Annotated in this window: 15 protein-coding genes and 1 other annotated feature; of the genes, 5 read left to right on the top strand and 10 right to left on the bottom strand. The window is 54.2% G+C overall.

Annotated elements, in window-relative coordinates; genetic code table 11:
• Positions 1-138: 138 nt before the first annotated feature.
• From clpB to rluD, 3 genes are all read right to left on the bottom strand, one after another.
• Positions 139-2,712: an ATP-dependent chaperone ClpB gene (clpB, locus tag OXR04_RS10460; protein ID WP_046102433.1), complete on the bottom strand. Its 2,574-nt coding sequence runs from the start codon at positions 2,710-2,712 to the stop codon at positions 139-141.
• 125 nt (positions 2,713-2,837) lie between these two features.
• Complete coding sequence (gene yfiH / locus OXR04_RS10465; protein WP_267370120.1) at positions 2,838-3,566, bottom strand: purine nucleoside phosphorylase YfiH; 729 nt, start codon at positions 3,564-3,566, stop codon at positions 2,838-2,840.
• Complete coding sequence (gene rluD, locus OXR04_RS10470) at positions 3,566-4,543, bottom strand: 23S rRNA pseudouridine(1911/1915/1917) synthase RluD (RefSeq protein ID WP_009086786.1); 978 nt, start codon at positions 4,541-4,543, stop codon at positions 3,566-3,568. Before rluD ends, yfiH begins: the two co-directional genes overlap by 1 nt.
• Before the next feature lie 129 nt (positions 4,544-4,672).
• On the opposite strand from rluD, the gene bamD reads away from it, so the two are divergent.
• The 4 genes from bamD to pheA all read left to right on the top strand — a co-directional run bounded on the left by bamD (position 4,673) and on the right by pheA (position 7,418).
• Positions 4,673-5,404: an outer membrane protein assembly factor BamD gene (gene bamD / locus OXR04_RS10475; protein WP_009086788.1), complete on the top strand. Its 732-nt coding sequence runs from the start codon at positions 4,673-4,675 to the stop codon at positions 5,402-5,404.
• A 279-nt stretch (positions 5,405-5,683) separates the two neighbouring features.
• Positions 5,684-6,019 (top strand): ribosome-associated translation inhibitor RaiA, encoded by a 336-nt coding sequence (raiA, locus tag OXR04_RS10480; protein WP_009086789.1) that lies wholly within the window; start codon positions 5,684-5,686, stop codon positions 6,017-6,019.
• An 88-nt stretch (positions 6,020-6,107) separates the two neighbouring features.
• Positions 6,108-6,232, top strand: a sequence feature (Phe leader region).
• Positions 6,109-6,156: a pheA operon leader peptide PheL gene (gene pheL, locus OXR04_RS10485; RefSeq protein ID WP_193387678.1), complete on the top strand. Its 48-nt coding sequence runs from the start codon at positions 6,109-6,111 to the stop codon at positions 6,154-6,156. It overlaps the preceding feature by 48 nt.
• Before the next feature lie 22 nt (positions 6,233-6,254).
• Positions 6,255-7,418, top strand: a complete 1,164-nt coding sequence (pheA, locus tag OXR04_RS10490) for a bifunctional chorismate mutase/prephenate dehydratase (RefSeq protein ID WP_009086794.1) — start codon at positions 6,255-6,257, stop codon at positions 7,416-7,418.
• A gap of 32 nt (positions 7,419-7,450) precedes the next feature.
• Here pheA and tyrA read toward each other — a convergent pair whose 3' ends face one another.
• Positions 7,451-8,572 (bottom strand): bifunctional chorismate mutase/prephenate dehydrogenase, encoded by a 1,122-nt coding sequence (gene tyrA, locus OXR04_RS10495; RefSeq protein WP_267370116.1) that lies wholly within the window; start codon positions 8,570-8,572, stop codon positions 7,451-7,453.
• A gap of 5 nt (positions 8,573-8,577) precedes the next feature.
• Complete coding sequence (locus OXR04_RS10500) at positions 8,578-9,657, bottom strand: 3-deoxy-7-phosphoheptulonate synthase (protein WP_009086797.1); 1,080 nt, start codon at positions 9,655-9,657, stop codon at positions 8,578-8,580.
• Positions 9,658-9,945: 288 nt separating this feature from the next.
• Here OXR04_RS10500 and OXR04_RS10505 point away from each other — a divergent pair, with 288 nt between their 5' ends.
• Positions 9,946-10,482: a GNAT family N-acetyltransferase gene (locus OXR04_RS10505; RefSeq protein WP_267370114.1), complete on the top strand. Its 537-nt coding sequence runs from the start codon at positions 9,946-9,948 to the stop codon at positions 10,480-10,482.
• A gap of 86 nt (positions 10,483-10,568) precedes the next feature.
• Here the strand turns inward: OXR04_RS10505 and rplS are convergent, their stop codons facing one another.
• The 5 genes from rplS to ffh form a co-directional block, all read right to left on the bottom strand.
• Positions 10,569-10,916, bottom strand: coding sequence for a 50S ribosomal protein L19 (gene rplS, locus OXR04_RS10510; protein WP_003849035.1), 348 nt, complete (start codon positions 10,914-10,916; stop codon positions 10,569-10,571).
• A 42-nt stretch (positions 10,917-10,958) separates the two neighbouring features.
• A complete protein-coding gene (gene trmD / locus OXR04_RS10515; RefSeq protein ID WP_009086876.1) occupies positions 10,959-11,723 on the bottom strand; it encodes a tRNA (guanosine(37)-N1)-methyltransferase TrmD in 765 nt (254 codons plus the stop codon).
• 35 nt (positions 11,724-11,758) lie between these two features.
• Positions 11,759-12,307 (bottom strand): ribosome maturation factor RimM, encoded by a 549-nt coding sequence (rimM, locus tag OXR04_RS10520; protein WP_009086878.1) that lies wholly within the window; start codon positions 12,305-12,307, stop codon positions 11,759-11,761.
• A gap of 18 nt (positions 12,308-12,325) precedes the next feature.
• Positions 12,326-12,574 (bottom strand): 30S ribosomal protein S16, encoded by a 249-nt coding sequence (gene rpsP / locus OXR04_RS10525; RefSeq protein ID WP_009086880.1) that lies wholly within the window; start codon positions 12,572-12,574, stop codon positions 12,326-12,328.
• 141 nt (positions 12,575-12,715) lie between these two features.
• A complete protein-coding gene (gene ffh, locus OXR04_RS10530) occupies positions 12,716-14,077 on the bottom strand; it encodes a signal recognition particle protein (protein WP_009086882.1) in 1,362 nt (453 codons plus the stop codon).
• Positions 14,078-14,218: the final 141 nt, after the last annotated feature.

Consider the following 14,218-nt stretch of genomic DNA (forward strand, 5'->3'; position numbering starts at 1 on the left):
CGGTTCAGATAGCGCAAGTGCAAATGACAACTTTTTTACCAACCGTTCACTTTGCACTCAATTCGCTGACTTATTAAACAAAACTCAGGTAAAAGGGCATAAAAAAACGGGCCAGCGGCCCGTTTTTATCTCGCAGGATTACTGATGAGCTGTAATTACATCGTTTTCCACATCCATCTGGATTGTTTTGCCCGGCACCAGTGAACCAGAAAGGATCTGCTGTGCCAGCGGGTTTTCGATCTGCTGCTGTATCGCCCGTTTCAGCGGACGCGCACCATAGACCGGATCGTAGCCATTCTCCGCCAGCAACCGCAGAGCCTCCTCGGAGATATGCAACTGATAGCCCCGCTCCTCCAGACGATGATACAGCCGCTGCAGCTGAATCTGAGCAATAGAGGCAATATGTTTCTCAGCCAGCGGATGGAACACCACGACCTCATCAATACGGTTGATGAATTCAGGACGGAAGTGCTGGCCAACCACACCCATCACAATCTCTTTCATTTCCGGATAGCCGAGATCGCCGAACCGCTCCTGAATTAAATCTGACCCAAGGTTAGAGGTCATGATCACCACGCTGTTACGGAAATCGACCGTTCTGCCCTGTCCATCCGTCAGGCGTCCATCATCCAGCACCTGCAGCAGAATGTTAAAGACATCAGGATGCGCCTTTTCGACCTCATCCAGCAGGATGACGGAGTAAGGACGACGGCGTACCGCTTCAGTCAGATAACCGCCCTCTTCATAACCGACATAGCCCGGAGGGGCACCCACCAGCCGTGACACCGAATGTTTTTCCATGAATTCGGACATGTCGATACGCACCATGGCATCGTCACTGTCGAACAGGAAGTTAGCCAGCGATTTACACAGCTCGGTCTTACCTACACCGGTCGGCCCCAGGAACAGGAACGAACCGATAGGACGGTTAGGATCCGACAGACCGGCACGGCTGCGACGAATCGCATTGGATACCGCCTCAACGGCTTCATCCTGTCCGATAACCCGGCCATGCAGCTCCTGCTCCATACGCAACAGCTTATCGCGCTCACCTTCCATCATTCGTGCTACCGGGATACCGGTCCAGCGGGCCAGCACATCGGCAATCTCCACATCTGTTACCCGGTTACGCAGTAACTTCATGGTTTTGCCTTCCGCCTGGGTGGCTGCAGCTAACTGTTTTTCCAGAGCAGGAATTTTACCGTATTGCAGCTCTGACATCTGAGCGAGATCGCCCTGACGACGGGCCTGCTCTAAATTGAGACGCGCCTGCTCCAGTTCAGCTTTGATGTTCTGCGTGCCGGATAATGAGGCTTTCTCGGTTTTCCACTCATCTTCAAGCTCGGCATACTCCCGCTCTTTCTGATTCAGCTCGCTCTCCAGCATCTCAAGGCGTTTGATGCTGGCATCATCAGCCTCTTTCTTCAGTGCCTGCTGCTCCAGCTTCAGCTGAATGATGCGACGCTCCAGGCGATCCAGTGACTCCGGCTTCGAGTCCATCTGCATACGAATGCTGGATGCCGCCTCGTCGATCAGGTCAATCGCCTTGTCAGGCAGCTGCCGGTCCGCAATGTAACGATGAGAGAGCGTTGCAGCCGCGACGATCGCCGGGTCAGTGATCTGCACATGATGATGCAGTTCATAACGCTCTTTCAGGCCGCGCAGAATGGCGATGGTATCTTCGACACTCGGTTCCGCCACAAAGACTTTCTGGAAACGGCGCTCCAGCGCAGCATCTTTTTCAATATACTGCCGGTACTCATCCAGCGTAGTGGCACCGACACAGTGCAGCTCGCCACGCGCCAGCGCGGGTTTAAGCATATTGCCGGCATCCATCGCGCCGTCAGCTTTACCGGCACCGACCATCGTATGCAGCTCGTCGATGAACAGAATGACGTTACCTTCCTGCTTCGACAGATCGCTCAGCACCCCTTTCAGGCGCTCTTCGAATTCACCGCGATATTTAGCACCGGCCACCAGCGCACCCATATCCAGCGCCAGAACCCGGCGGCCTTTCAGACCTTCTGGCACTTCGCCATTGATAATGCGCTGCGCCAGCCCTTCAACAATCGCTGTTTTACCCACGCCGGGTTCACCAATCAGCACCGGGTTATTTTTGGTACGGCGCTGCAACACCTGGATGGTGCGACGGATCTCTTCATCACGGCCGATAACCGGATCGAGTTTGCCCTTCTCGGCGCGCTCGGTCAGATCGATGGTATATTTCTTCAGTGCCTGGCGCTGATCTTCAGCCCCCTGATCGTTCACGTTGTCTCCTCCCCGCATTTGTTCAATCGCACTGGTGATTTTTTCGCGAGTGGCACCTGCCGCTTTGAGCAGATCGGCCAGAGAGCCGCGTGATTCCAGGGCAGCCAGAACAAATAATTCAGATGAAATAAAGTTGTCGTTGCGCTTCTGCGCCAGTTTGTCGCACAGGTTTAATACCCGGACGAGGTCAGATGAGGGTTGAACATCCCCTTCGCTGCCTTCAACCTGCGGCAGGCGGTCAATGGCCTGCTCAACCTGCGCGCGAAAAGGTGTCACGTCGACACCGGCCGACGTCAGTAAAGGCGAAACCGATCCGCCTTCCTGTTTGAGCAATGCGCTCATCAGGTGCAGAGGTTCAATAAATTGGTTGTCGTGTCCCAGAGCCAGGGACTGCGCGTCGGCGAGAGCCAGCTGAAATTTGTTGGTAAGACGATCCAGACGCATAATTCCTCCCATTACAGGTCAAAATGCTACTGGAGATTAAATGAGGTCATCCCTCAAATTTTCAAGGTTAATGACCTGAGATTTGAGTAAAAAATACGCTAACTGGACCGTCTTATCGCGTAAGGTTATAACAGCCAGATCAAAGTTGCCATACGCCCGGTGATCCCATCGCGGCGGAAAGAGAAGAAATCGTCACGCTGTGTAAAGGTACAGCGGCTGTCGGCGCTGATAGAACGGACGCCTGCAGCCTGCAGTCGCCTGCGCGCCAGTAGCCAGATATTGGCGTAGAATCGCTCTCCCGACGGATGAAAAGCCTGTCCGGCGTGGGGGTCCTGAGCCACAAAGGCGTCGCGCACTTCGGCACCGACCTCAAACGCATCAGGGCCGATTGCCGGCCCCAGCCAGGCATGAATCTGATCCGGCGGCGATCGGAACTGCGCCAGGGTATTTTCCAGAACGCCGGCACAGAGGCCACGCCAGCCGGCATGTGCGGCCGCCACTTCAGCACCGTCCTGCGAACAGAACAGCACCGGCAGACAGTCAGCCGTCATAATGGCGCAGACCACGCCAGGCTCGGAGGTGATACAGGCGTCAGCGCGTAATGGCGTCTCTCCGCCCTCAGCCAGACGCACGACGCCGGTGCCGTGCACCTGATCCAGCCACTGTGGCATCGCAGGCAACCCCGCCTCATCAACCAGCAACTGACGGTTACGCGCAACCGCGTCGGGATTATCCCCCACGTGCCCGCCCAGGTTAAGCGCATCCCACGGGGAGTGACTGACTCCGCCCTGGCGGCGGGTTGAGCAGGCCCGGACATGCGCCGGTGCGGGCCATTGAGGAATAATCAGATCCATCACCAGTCCATCTGATCTTTAAATTCTGCGGTGTCTGCTTTTAACGCCGCAATCAGATCGACCATGTCCTGCGGGATAGCCGCATGAAACTCCATTTCAATACCGCTGATAGGATGGTATAGACGCAGCATCGTAGCGTGCAGCGCCTGACGGTCGAAGCCCCGTAGCGTAGCGATAAACGCCTCTGAGGCGCCTTTTGGCGGACGCGGGCGCCCACCGTAGAGCGGATCGCCCACCAGCGGATGGCTGATGTGCGACATATGAACGCGGATCTGGTGAGTACGCCCGGTTTCCAGACGCAGACGCAGACGCGTGTGCGCACGGAAATGCTCCATGATGCGGTAGTGCGTGACCGCCGGTTTCCCCATCGGGTGTACGGCCATGTGCGTACGTTTGGTGGAGTGACGACTGATCGGCTCTTCGACCGTGCCGCCCGCTGTCATATTACCAATCGCAACGGCTTCATATTCGCGGGTAATTTCACGCCGCTGCAGTGATTCCACCAGATGCGTCTGTGCCGGTACGGTTTTCGCCACGACCATCAGGCCGGTCGTGTCTTTATCCAGGCGGTGTACGATGCCCGCACGAGGCACATCCATGATCGCAGGATAATGATGAAGCAATGCATTCAGCACCGTACCATCCGGATTACCGGCACCGGGATGCACCACAAAATCGCGGGGTTTATTGATGACAATGATGTCTTCATCTTCGTAAACGATGTCGAGTGGCAGATTTTGCGGTTCCCAGCGCTGTGCCTCCTCAATCTCAGCGTTAATCGCGACCAGCTCGCCGCCCAACACTTTTTCTTTTGGGGTATCGACCATGACGCCGTTTACCGTCACGCGACGATCGAGGATCCACTCTTTTATGCGTGAACGTGAATAATCAGGGAACAATTCCGCCAAAGTCTGATCTAAGCGTTGTCCGAGTTGTGATTCGGATACCGTTGCGGTGAGTTGAACTTGTTGTGCCATATACAGCTTCTTCGTTAACGTTGGGTTTTCACGGCGATGCCGTTTAATATAATGTGCTATCGTACCTGGTCATTACCGGGAGCTATACGGACAGCTTCCGCCATAACATTTGAGGATAATCACTTCGTCATGACGCGTATGAAACATCTGGTGGCTGCTGCCACACTGAGCCTGGCACTTGTTGGTTGTTCCGGCTCAAATGACGCGGTACCGGACAGCCCGCCTTCTGAAATCTATGCCACAGCGCAGCAAAAGCTGCAGGACGGTAACTTTAAAGCTGCGATTAAGCAACTGGAAGCGCTGGATAATCGTTATCCGTTCGGTCCTTACTCGCAGCAGGTGCAGCTGGATTTAATCTACGCGTACTATAAAAATGCCGATCTGCCTCTGGCGCAGGCTGCCATTGCGCGCTTTATGCGCCTCAACCCGACCCATCCGAACATCGACTATGTCATCTATATGAAAGGTCTGACGGACATGGCGCTGGATGATTCAGCACTGCAGGGCTTCTTCGGTATCGATCGTTCTGACCGCGACCCGACACACGCACGTGATGCTTTCCGTGACTTCTCACAGCTGCTGCGCAGTTACCCGAACAGTCAGTATGCCGCTGACGCGCAGAAACGTCTGGTCTACCTGAAAGATCGCCTGGCCAAATATGAGCTTTCAGTGGCGCAATTCTATACTAAGCGTGAGGCTTATGTCGCGGTTGTTAACCGGGTTGAAGGGATGATGCGTGATTATCCGGATACGCAGGCGACACACGACGCACTGCCGCTGATGGAGAATGCCTACCGCAACCTGCAGCTGAACGCTGAAGCGGATAAAGTGGCGAAAATCATCGCGGCTAACAATAGCTGACAGCAGGCTGCGTTTCAGCCATAAAAAAAGCAGCCGGAAAGGCTGCTTTTTTTTGCTCACAAAACAGTCATAACTGGATCTGAAATCAGCGAGCTAACCCATCAAGAATGCCGGGTTTATCGGTTCGCTTCAAGGTATTTCCGCCCGTTTCTGAGCCTTTCTCACAGATTGTCAAAACTGACAAAAAGTGACATTTTTCCGTGATAGAAATCTCACATTCAGCGCTTTTTCGCGCTATGCTGAGAAGACCAAGACGGAAATGACAGAGAGGTAAGAACGATGATTCTGAACATTACCAGTAAGCAAATGGAAATCACCCCGGCCATCCGAAGCCATGTTGAAGACCGTCTCGCCAAGCTCGAAAAATGGCAAACCGACCTGATTAATCCGCATATTGTTCTGTCGAAAGAGCCCAAAGAATTCGTGGCCGATGCCACCATTAACACCCCAAACGGGACTCTGGTGGCCAGTGCCAAACATGACGATATGTACACCGCGATCAACGACCTGATTGCGAAGCTGGAGCGCCAGCTCAACAAAGTCCAGCACAAGTCTGAAGCACGCCGCGCCAGTGCCAGCGTGAAAGACATCATTCCTGCTGACGAAGCGTCCTGATTTTCTTAACGCGCCTCCGGGCGCGTTTTTTATTGACAGCTTTTAAGCTGTACGGTTACTCTCCCCCTACTCCTTTTGCGGACATTTCCATGAAACATGATCTGTTTTTCTTCGCTTTCTTTTTTACCTTCCCCTGAACGGGAGGCCATTCGTCGTGAGAAAATGAAAGCGAAGACGAACAACCAAGCCTCCCAGCCGGGAGGCTTTTTTTTTGGATAGCATACAGGTGAGCCCTATGAATCCCGACAATCCATTGCTGGCGCTACGCGATAAGATCAGCGCAGTGGATAAAAAACTTCTGACGCTGCTGGCTGAGCGTCGTCTGCTGGCAGTGGAAGTTGCGCAGGCCAAGCTGGCTACACATCGCCCGATTCGGGATGTCGAGCGCGAACGCGCGCTGCTGGAAAATCTGATTGTGCTGGGTAAGGCCCATCACCTGGATGCGCATTATATCACCCGTCTGTTTCAGCTGGTCATTGAAGATTCCGTTCTGACCCAGCAGGCGCTGCTGCAAAAGAACCTCAACCACCCTCACGCCCATGCGGCGCGTATCGCCTTCCTCGGTCCTAAAGGCTCTTACTCCCATCTGGCGGCACGCAACTATGCATCGCGCCACTTCGATAATATGGTAGAGTGTGGCTGCCTGAAGTTTCACGACATCATCAAACAGGTCGAAAATGGCGCAGCCGATTACGCCGTCATGCCGATTGAGAACACCAGTTCAGGCTCCATCAATGATGTTTATGACCTGCTGCAGCAGACCAGCCTCTCCATTGTGGGTGAACTGACGCTGCCTATCGACCACTGCGTCCTGGTGAAGGGTAGCAGCGACCTGCAGCAGATAGAGACGGTTTACAGCCATCCTCAGCCGTTCCAGCAGTGCAGCCAGTTTATTAACCGTTTCCCGCACTGGAAAATCGAATATACCGAGAGTACGGCCGCGGCAATGGAAAAGGTCGCAGCGCTCAACTCCCCTGCCGTTGCGGCCCTGGGCAGTGAAGCCGGTGGTGAACTCTATCAGTTGCAGGTGCTGGAGCGGAATCTGGCCAATCAGCAGCAAAACCACACCCGCTTCATCGTGCTGGCGCGTAAGGCGATCGATGTGTCAGATCAGGTGCCAGCCAAAACCACGCTGATCATGGCAACCGGTCAGCAGGCGGGCGCGCTGGTCGATGCGCTGCTGGTACTGCGTCAGCACAACCTGATCATGAGCAAGCTGGAGTCCCGCCCGATTCACGGTAATCCGTGGGAAGAGATGTTCTACATTGATGTGCAGGGCAATCTGCAATCAGAGCGGATGCAGCAGGCGCTGCAGGAATTACAGACAATGACCCGCTCGCTGAAGGTGCTGGGCTGTTATCCCAGCGAGAATGTCGTGCCCGTTGAACCTGCCGAATAGAAAAAAGGCATCCGGAAGGATGCCTTTTTCTTTTATGGGCGGCTGTCGTTCGCCGATCGCAGCAGGCTGCGACTCTCAATGAGGAAGCGTCGGGCGTGATCGCCAAACCACTGCTCTACGCGATTAAAGCTGGCGATAAACGCCTGTTTGTCACCCTGCTCCAGCAGCGCAATCGCTTCACCAAACCGCTGGTAGTAACGTTTAATCAGCGCCAGATTACTCTCTGAAGACATAATGATATCGGCGTAAAGCTGCGGGTCCTGAGCGAATAACCGCCCGACCATTGCCAGCTCCAGCCGGTAAATCGGTGATGAAAGCACCAGCAGCTGGTCAAGATTGACGTTCTCTTCGGCTAAATGCAGGCCATAAGCAAAGGTGGCAAAGTGACGCAGCGCCTGGATAAACGCCATGTTCTGATCGTGCTCAACCGCACTGATGCGATGCAGGCGCGCACCCCAGACCTGAATCTGCTCCAGGAACCACTGATACGCCTCCGGCTGCCGGCCATCACACCAGACCACCACCTGTTTCGCCAGGCTGCCACTGTCCGGGCCGAACATCGGATGCAGACCCAGCACCGGACCATTATGGGCGGCCAGCATCGCCTGCAGAGGGCGGTTTTTGACCGATGCCAGATCGACCAGAATGCAGTCGTCTGGCAGAGGCGGTAATTGTGCTATCACCTGTTCAGTCAGGTGAATCGGCACGCTGATAATGACCATACCGGCATCACGGAGCAAGGTCTCCGCCTGCGGCCAGTCCTCTTTATCCAGCGTTTTCACCGTATAGCCTGACAGGCCGAGCATCTTTTCAAAGAGTCGGCCCATCTGGCCCTTGCCGCCAACGATCACCACCGGACGCAGTGCCGGGCACAGGGTTTTAAAGCCTTTATCATTCTCGCTGGTATAGGATTCGCGCATCACGCGACGCAGCACATCCTCAATCAGATCCGGCGGCACACCGAGCGCTTCAGCCTCTTTGCGACGGGAAGCCAGCATTGACGCTTCCCGTTCAGGCACATAGATAGGCAGGCCGTAACGGCTTTTAACTTCCCCTACCTCAGCGACCAGCTCCAGACGTCTGGCCAGCAGATCAAGGAGCGCTTTATCAACACTATCAATTTGATCGCGTAACGCGGTCAGTTCAGCCACCATTCCTCTTATACCTCTTGTGACAGACGCGCCGACAGCACTCCCTTCAGATCCTGATGCATCTCACGCAGCAACGTTTCGGTCACGTCCCAGCTGATGCACGCATCGGTGACGGAAACGCCATATTTCATTTCGCTGCGTGGCAGTTCAGAAGACTGGTTACCCTCATTGATATGGCTTTCCAGCATCAGACCAATGATTGAACGGTTCCCGTCTTTGATCTGGGCGATAGCGGATTCCGCTACGCCAGGCTGACGGCTGTAGTCTTTGTTCGAATTACCATGGCTGCAATCTATCATTAAGGCAGGACGCAGTCCCGCCTTCTGCATCTCTTTTTCACACTGTGCGACATCTTCAGGACCGTAGTTCGGTGCTTTACCACCACGCAGAATCACATGCCCATCAGGGTTGCCCTGCGTCTGCAGCAGGCAGACCTGACCCGCCTGATTGATGCCGACGAAGCGATGCGGCATTGCCGCGGCGCGCATCGCATTGATCGCCGTGCCCAGGCTGCCATCGGTGCCATTTTTAAAGCCTACCGGCATGGAGAGACCCGAAGCCATTTCGCGGTGCGTCTGGGATTCGGTCGTGCGTGCGCCAATGGCGGACCAGCTGAACAGATCACCCAGATATTGCGGACTGTTTGGATCGAGCGCTTCTGTCGCCAGCGGCAGGCCCATTTCAACCAGGTCCACCAGCAGCTTACGAGCGATGTGCAGACCCGCTTCCATATCAAACGAGTTATCCATGTAAGGATCGTTGATCAGCCCTTTCCAGCCGACGGTGGTGCGGGGTTTTTCAAAGTAGACGCGCATAACGATATAGAGCTGATCGCTCAGCTGTTCAGAAAGAGTTTGCAGACGACGCGCATAGTCCAGTGCGACTTCGGTATCGTGAATTGAACAGGGTCCGCATACCACCAGCAGACGCGGATCGCGTCCGGCAATGATGTCAGAGATGGTCTGGCGTGAAGCCGCAACCTGCTCCTGCTGTTCAGGCGTCAGTGGAAACTTCGCTTTCAGCTCTTCAGGTGTAATTAAAACCTGTTCACCGGCGATGTGCACATTGTTCAGCGCGTCTTTTTGCATGATGGCGATCCTTTATCTCGTATTGGCGGTTCTGGACTCCTCGCTGAGGATTGACGTCACTGTATCACAGCCGGTACAGAGCGCAAGATAACTTGTACACATTAATTACCACAGATCAATAATCGCCGCAGGATGCTATAAATTAGTCAATAAAATCATATATATAAAATATAAGACAGAAGAGAGCATCAGGATTAAAGTGTAATTATATATTTACACATGCTTTTATTGTTTTTCTTGCCGGCGCAGGCAAAATGAAACGATTAAGGGTTTGCATCCGGGAATGATATGCCTTCATCACCACGCACGACGCATCTGCGACCTTTCCTGTTAAGCGATGTTCCTGCGTTTACCGCTGCGGTGAACGCCTCGCTGGACAGCCTGATCCCCTGGATGGCCTGGGCACATCACGGCTATCAGCCGCATGAGGCGGAAAGCTGGATCCGCTTTACCCACTGGCAACGGATGAGGGAAGAAGCTGAAGAGTTTGCGATTGTCGATCAGCACGATCAGCTGCTGGGAGGCGCAGGCGTGCGCTTTGCCCGCCATCCCGGCGCTGCCAGTGCGATTGGCTACTGGGTGCGTAGTGATGTTCAGCGTCAGGGGATTGCGACCCGTGCCGTCGCCGCTTTATTGCCGCTGGGGTTTTCACGACCTGAAACACGGGTGATTGAGATTCTGGTGGCCGAGGATAATCTCGCCAGCAGAGCCGTCGCGGAGAAGTCGGGCGGCGATTTTATTGGCTGTCGTTACGGCCTGATCGTGCTCAATGACGGGCCGGTCAATACCGCAATTTACCATTTTCAGCGACCAAAGACCGCTTAACGGCAGGCAACAGGACAAAAAAAAGGGGCTGGCAGATGCCAACCCCTTGTTTGCTATTAACTTTCAGATGTCGCGTTAGCGATACCTTAGTTAAGACGCTCTTTAATACGAGCAGACTTACCAGTACGCTCACGCAGGTAGTACAGTTTGGCTTTACGCACAGCGCCACGACGTTTAACAGCGATGCTGTCAATGACCGGCGAGTGAGTCTGGAATACACGCTCAACGCCTTCGCCGTTAGAAATTTTGCGAACAGTGAATGCAGAGTGCAGACCGCGGTTACGAATAGCGATAACCACGCCCTCGAATGCCTGCAGACGTTTTTTAGAACCTTCAACGACCCATACTTTCACTTCCACGGAATCACCCGGGCGGAAGGAAGGTACGTCCTGTTTCATCTGCTCTTGTTCAATTTGCTTGATAATGTTGCTCATAATTAAATCTCATATCCTGGGTAAACTGATAGTCGGGGAAGATTACTCTTCCACATCATCGTTTTGTTGCTGCTGATGTTCCCGCTGGAACTCATTCAGCAACCTTGCTTGCTCTTCAGTCAGAGCCAGGTTTTCCAGAAGTTCAGGTCTTCTTAGCCAGGTACGGCCTAGCGACTGCTTCAGACGCCAGCGGCGAATATCGGCATGGTTACCTGACAGTAAAACTGCCGGGACTTCCACGCCCTCTAACACTTCAGGTCGGGTATAGTGCGGACAATCCAGCAAGCCATCAGAGAACGAGTCCTCATCGGCTGACGCCTGCTTGCCGAGTACGCCGGGAATAAACCGGGCGACTGCGTCAATCATCGTCATGGCTGGCAGTTCCCCGCCACTGAGAACGTAATCACCGATTGACCATTCTTCATCAATTTCGGCGTGGATTACGCGCTCATCTATCCCTTCATAACGGCCACAGACCAGAATTAACTTGTCTCGTGCCGCCAGTTCGCAAACGCCCTGTTGGTCCAGTTTGCGACCCTGAGGTGAAAGATATATCACCCTGGCGCCATCACCTGCCGCTGCTTTCGCTGCGGAGATGGCATCCCGTAAGGGTTGTACCATCATCAGCATTCCCGGTCCGCCGCCGTAAGGACGATCATCCACGGTACGGTGCCGGTCGTGCGTGAAGTCACGCGGACTCCAGCTTTGAATGCTGAGCAGACCGTTTTTTACAGCCCGGCCAGTTACCCCGTAGTCGGTAATAGCGCGAAACATTTCTGGAAACAGGCTAATAACACCAATCCACATTGTATTCGCCGTTACGTTACCGCTCGATTCGGAGCTCAAAAACCAGGATCCCAATCTACCTCAATGACGCGAGTAGAGAGATCGACTTTCCTGATAACCTGTTCATCAAGAAACGGAATTAACCGCTCCTGAACACCGAATGCATCCTTCAGGTTTGCCTTAACGACGAGAACGTCGTTCGAGCCGGTTTCCATCATATCAATGACTTTGCCCATCTCGTAGCCTTCAAGGTTAACCACCTGGCAGCCCATAAGGTCTTTCCAGTAGTAGTCACCCTCTTCCAGCGATGGCAACTGCGTCGAGTCAACCTGAATTTCGCAATTGGTTAACTGAGCCGCCGCATCCCGATCTTCAATGCCTTTGACTTTGATGATCAGGTCCTGATTGTGGTGCTTCCAACTTTCCAGTTCGACATGCTGCCATTTACCGGCGCGCTGGATGAACCAGGGTTGGTAGCTGAAGATGCTTTCAGCGTCTTCAGTGGAGGAAAACACTTTGAGCCAGCCGCGAATACCGTAGGCGGCTCCCATCTTGCCCAATACAATCGGGTTGACAGGAGGCTGTGCGGCAATTTGTCTGCTCATGCTCACCACCGTGACAGATTAAGCTGCTTTCTTAGCTTCTTTGACCAGCGCGTTAACGCGATCAGAAAGCGTTGCGCCCTGGCCAACCCAGTGCTCGATACGATCCATATCCAGACGCAGACCTTCAGCCTGACCAGAAGCGATCGGGTTGAAGAAACCAACGCGCTCGATGAAACGACCGTTGCGTGCATTGCGGCTGTCAGTAACGACGACCTGATAGAACGGACGCTTTTTAGCGCCATGACGTGCCAAACGAATTGTTACCATAACATCCTCTTCAGTTAATAAAACACCCGGCCCCCATCGAGGAACGGGGTCCGGGTGCTGTATAAAAAGCCCGAAAATTTTACTCATTTTGGCGCAAAAAGCAACCTAAACCGCGTCCTTTCGGGCTTTTTTGTGGAACCCTTAGCGGCCGGGGAATCCTGGCGGCATCATACCTTTCATGCCGCGCATCATTTTCGCCATACCGCCCTTCTTCATCTTCTTCATCATACGCTGCATGTCGTCGAACTGCTTTAATAAGCGGTTAACGTCCTGCACCTGCATGCCGGAGCCGGTGGCGATGCGGCGCTTACGCGAGCCTTTGATGATCTCTGGCTTCTCACGCTCTTTGCGTGTCATCGAGTTGATGATGGCTTCCATGCGCACCAGAACCTTGTCATCCATCTGCGACTTCACATTGTCAGGCAGCTGTCCCATGCCGGGCAGTTTACCCATCAGGCTGGCCATGCCGCCCATGTTACGCATCTGCTTCAGCTGCTCAAGGAAGTCGTTGAGATCGAAACCGTCGCCGGTTTTCAGCTTCTTCGCCAGCTTCTCCGCTTTATCGCGGTCAACCTTGCTTTCGATATCTTCGATCAGTGACAGCACGTCACCCATGCCGAGGATGCGTGATGCAATACGGTCCGGATAGAACGGTTCCAGGGCTTCGGTTTTCTCGCCGACACCCATAAATTTAATCGGCTTGCCGGTAATATGACGAATCGACAGCGCCGCACCCCCACGTGCATCACCATCAACTTTGGTCAGGATCACGCCGGTGAGCGGCAGCGCTTCGTTGAAGGCTTTGGCCGTGTTAGCCGCATCCTGACCGGTCATGGCATCGACCACAAACAGCGTTTCTACCGGATTAATCGCGGCATGAACCTGTTTGATTTCGTCCATCATCGCTTCATCAACGTGCAGACGACCCGCGGTATCCACCAGCAGCACATCGTAGAATTTCAGGCGCGCTTCACGCAGCGCATTGTTGACGATCTCCACCGGCTTCTGGCTGAGGTCAGAGGGGCAGAAATCCACGCCAACCTGCTGCGCCAGCGTTTCCAGCTGTTTGATTGCCGCCGGACGATAAACGTCGGCAGAGACAACCAGCACTTTCTTTTTGTGCTTCTCGCGCAGGAATTTACCCAGCTTACCCACGCTGGTGGTTTTACCGGCCCCCTGCAGACCCGCCATCAGCACCACGGCTGGCGGCTGAGCGGCCAGGTCGAGAGCATTGTTCTCTGCCCCCATCGCCGCAACCAATTCGTTACGAACGATTTTGATGAACTCCTGACCCGGCGTCAGGCTTTTGTTCACATCATGGCCGACCGCGCTCTCTTTCACGCGGTTAATGAAGTCACGCACCACCGGCAGCGCAACGTCAGCTTCAAGCAGTGCCATGCGCACTTCACGCAGGGTCTCTTTAATGTTCTCTTCAGTCAGCCTTCCGCGGCCGCTGATGTTTCGCAGGGTTTGCGACAAACGATCGGTTAAATTATCAAACATGGTCTCTCACTTAAAAAGATCGCGAGGCGCCTGATCGGCAGAATGCGGCGGATTATAACACGAAGCCGCCGCGATCTCTGCAATTGCCCCTCAGATCGTTTGGAGCCTGCTGCGGCTGGCGCTATACTGCCTTTTTCCTTA

This window comes from Pantoea sp. GM_Pan_3, assembly GCF_026541045.1.
Lineage (GTDB): Bacteria > Pseudomonadota > Gammaproteobacteria > Enterobacterales > Enterobacteriaceae > Pantoea > Pantoea anthophila.

Coding starts and splice junctions, on each gene's coding strand:
- pheA (WP_009086794.1), top strand. CDS start 6,255: ATGAATCCCGACAATCCATTGCTGGCGCTACGCGATAAGATCAGCGCA.
- clpB (WP_046102433.1), bottom strand. CDS start 2,712: ATGCGTCTGGATCGTCTTACCAACAAATTTCAGCTGGCTCTCGCCGAC.
- yfiH (WP_267370120.1), bottom strand. CDS start 3,566: ATGGATCTGATTATTCCTCAATGGCCCGCACCGGCGCATGTCCGGGCC.
- raiA (WP_009086789.1), top strand. CDS start 5,684: ATGATTCTGAACATTACCAGTAAGCAAATGGAAATCACCCCGGCCATC.
- rluD (WP_009086786.1), bottom strand. CDS start 4,543: ATGGCACAACAAGTTCAACTCACCGCAACGGTATCCGAATCACAACTC.
- trmD (WP_009086876.1), bottom strand. CDS start 11,723: ATGTGGATTGGTGTTATTAGCCTGTTTCCAGAAATGTTTCGCGCTATT.
- OXR04_RS10500 (WP_009086797.1), bottom strand. CDS start 9,657: ATGCAAAAAGACGCGCTGAACAATGTGCACATCGCCGGTGAACAGGTT.
- tyrA (WP_267370116.1), bottom strand. CDS start 8,572: ATGGTGGCTGAACTGACCGCGTTACGCGATCAAATTGATAGTGTTGAT.
- rimM (WP_009086878.1), bottom strand. CDS start 12,307: ATGAGCAGACAAATTGCCGCACAGCCTCCTGTCAACCCGATTGTATTG.
- bamD (WP_009086788.1), top strand. CDS start 4,673: ATGACGCGTATGAAACATCTGGTGGCTGCTGCCACACTGAGCCTGGCA.
- OXR04_RS10505 (WP_267370114.1), top strand. CDS start 9,946: ATGCCTTCATCACCACGCACGACGCATCTGCGACCTTTCCTGTTAAGC.
- rplS (WP_003849035.1), bottom strand. CDS start 10,916: ATGAGCAACATTATCAAGCAAATTGAACAAGAGCAGATGAAACAGGAC.
- rpsP (WP_009086880.1), bottom strand. CDS start 12,574: ATGGTAACAATTCGTTTGGCACGTCATGGCGCTAAAAAGCGTCCGTTC.
- ffh (WP_009086882.1), bottom strand. CDS start 14,077: ATGTTTGATAATTTAACCGATCGTTTGTCGCAAACCCTGCGAAACATC.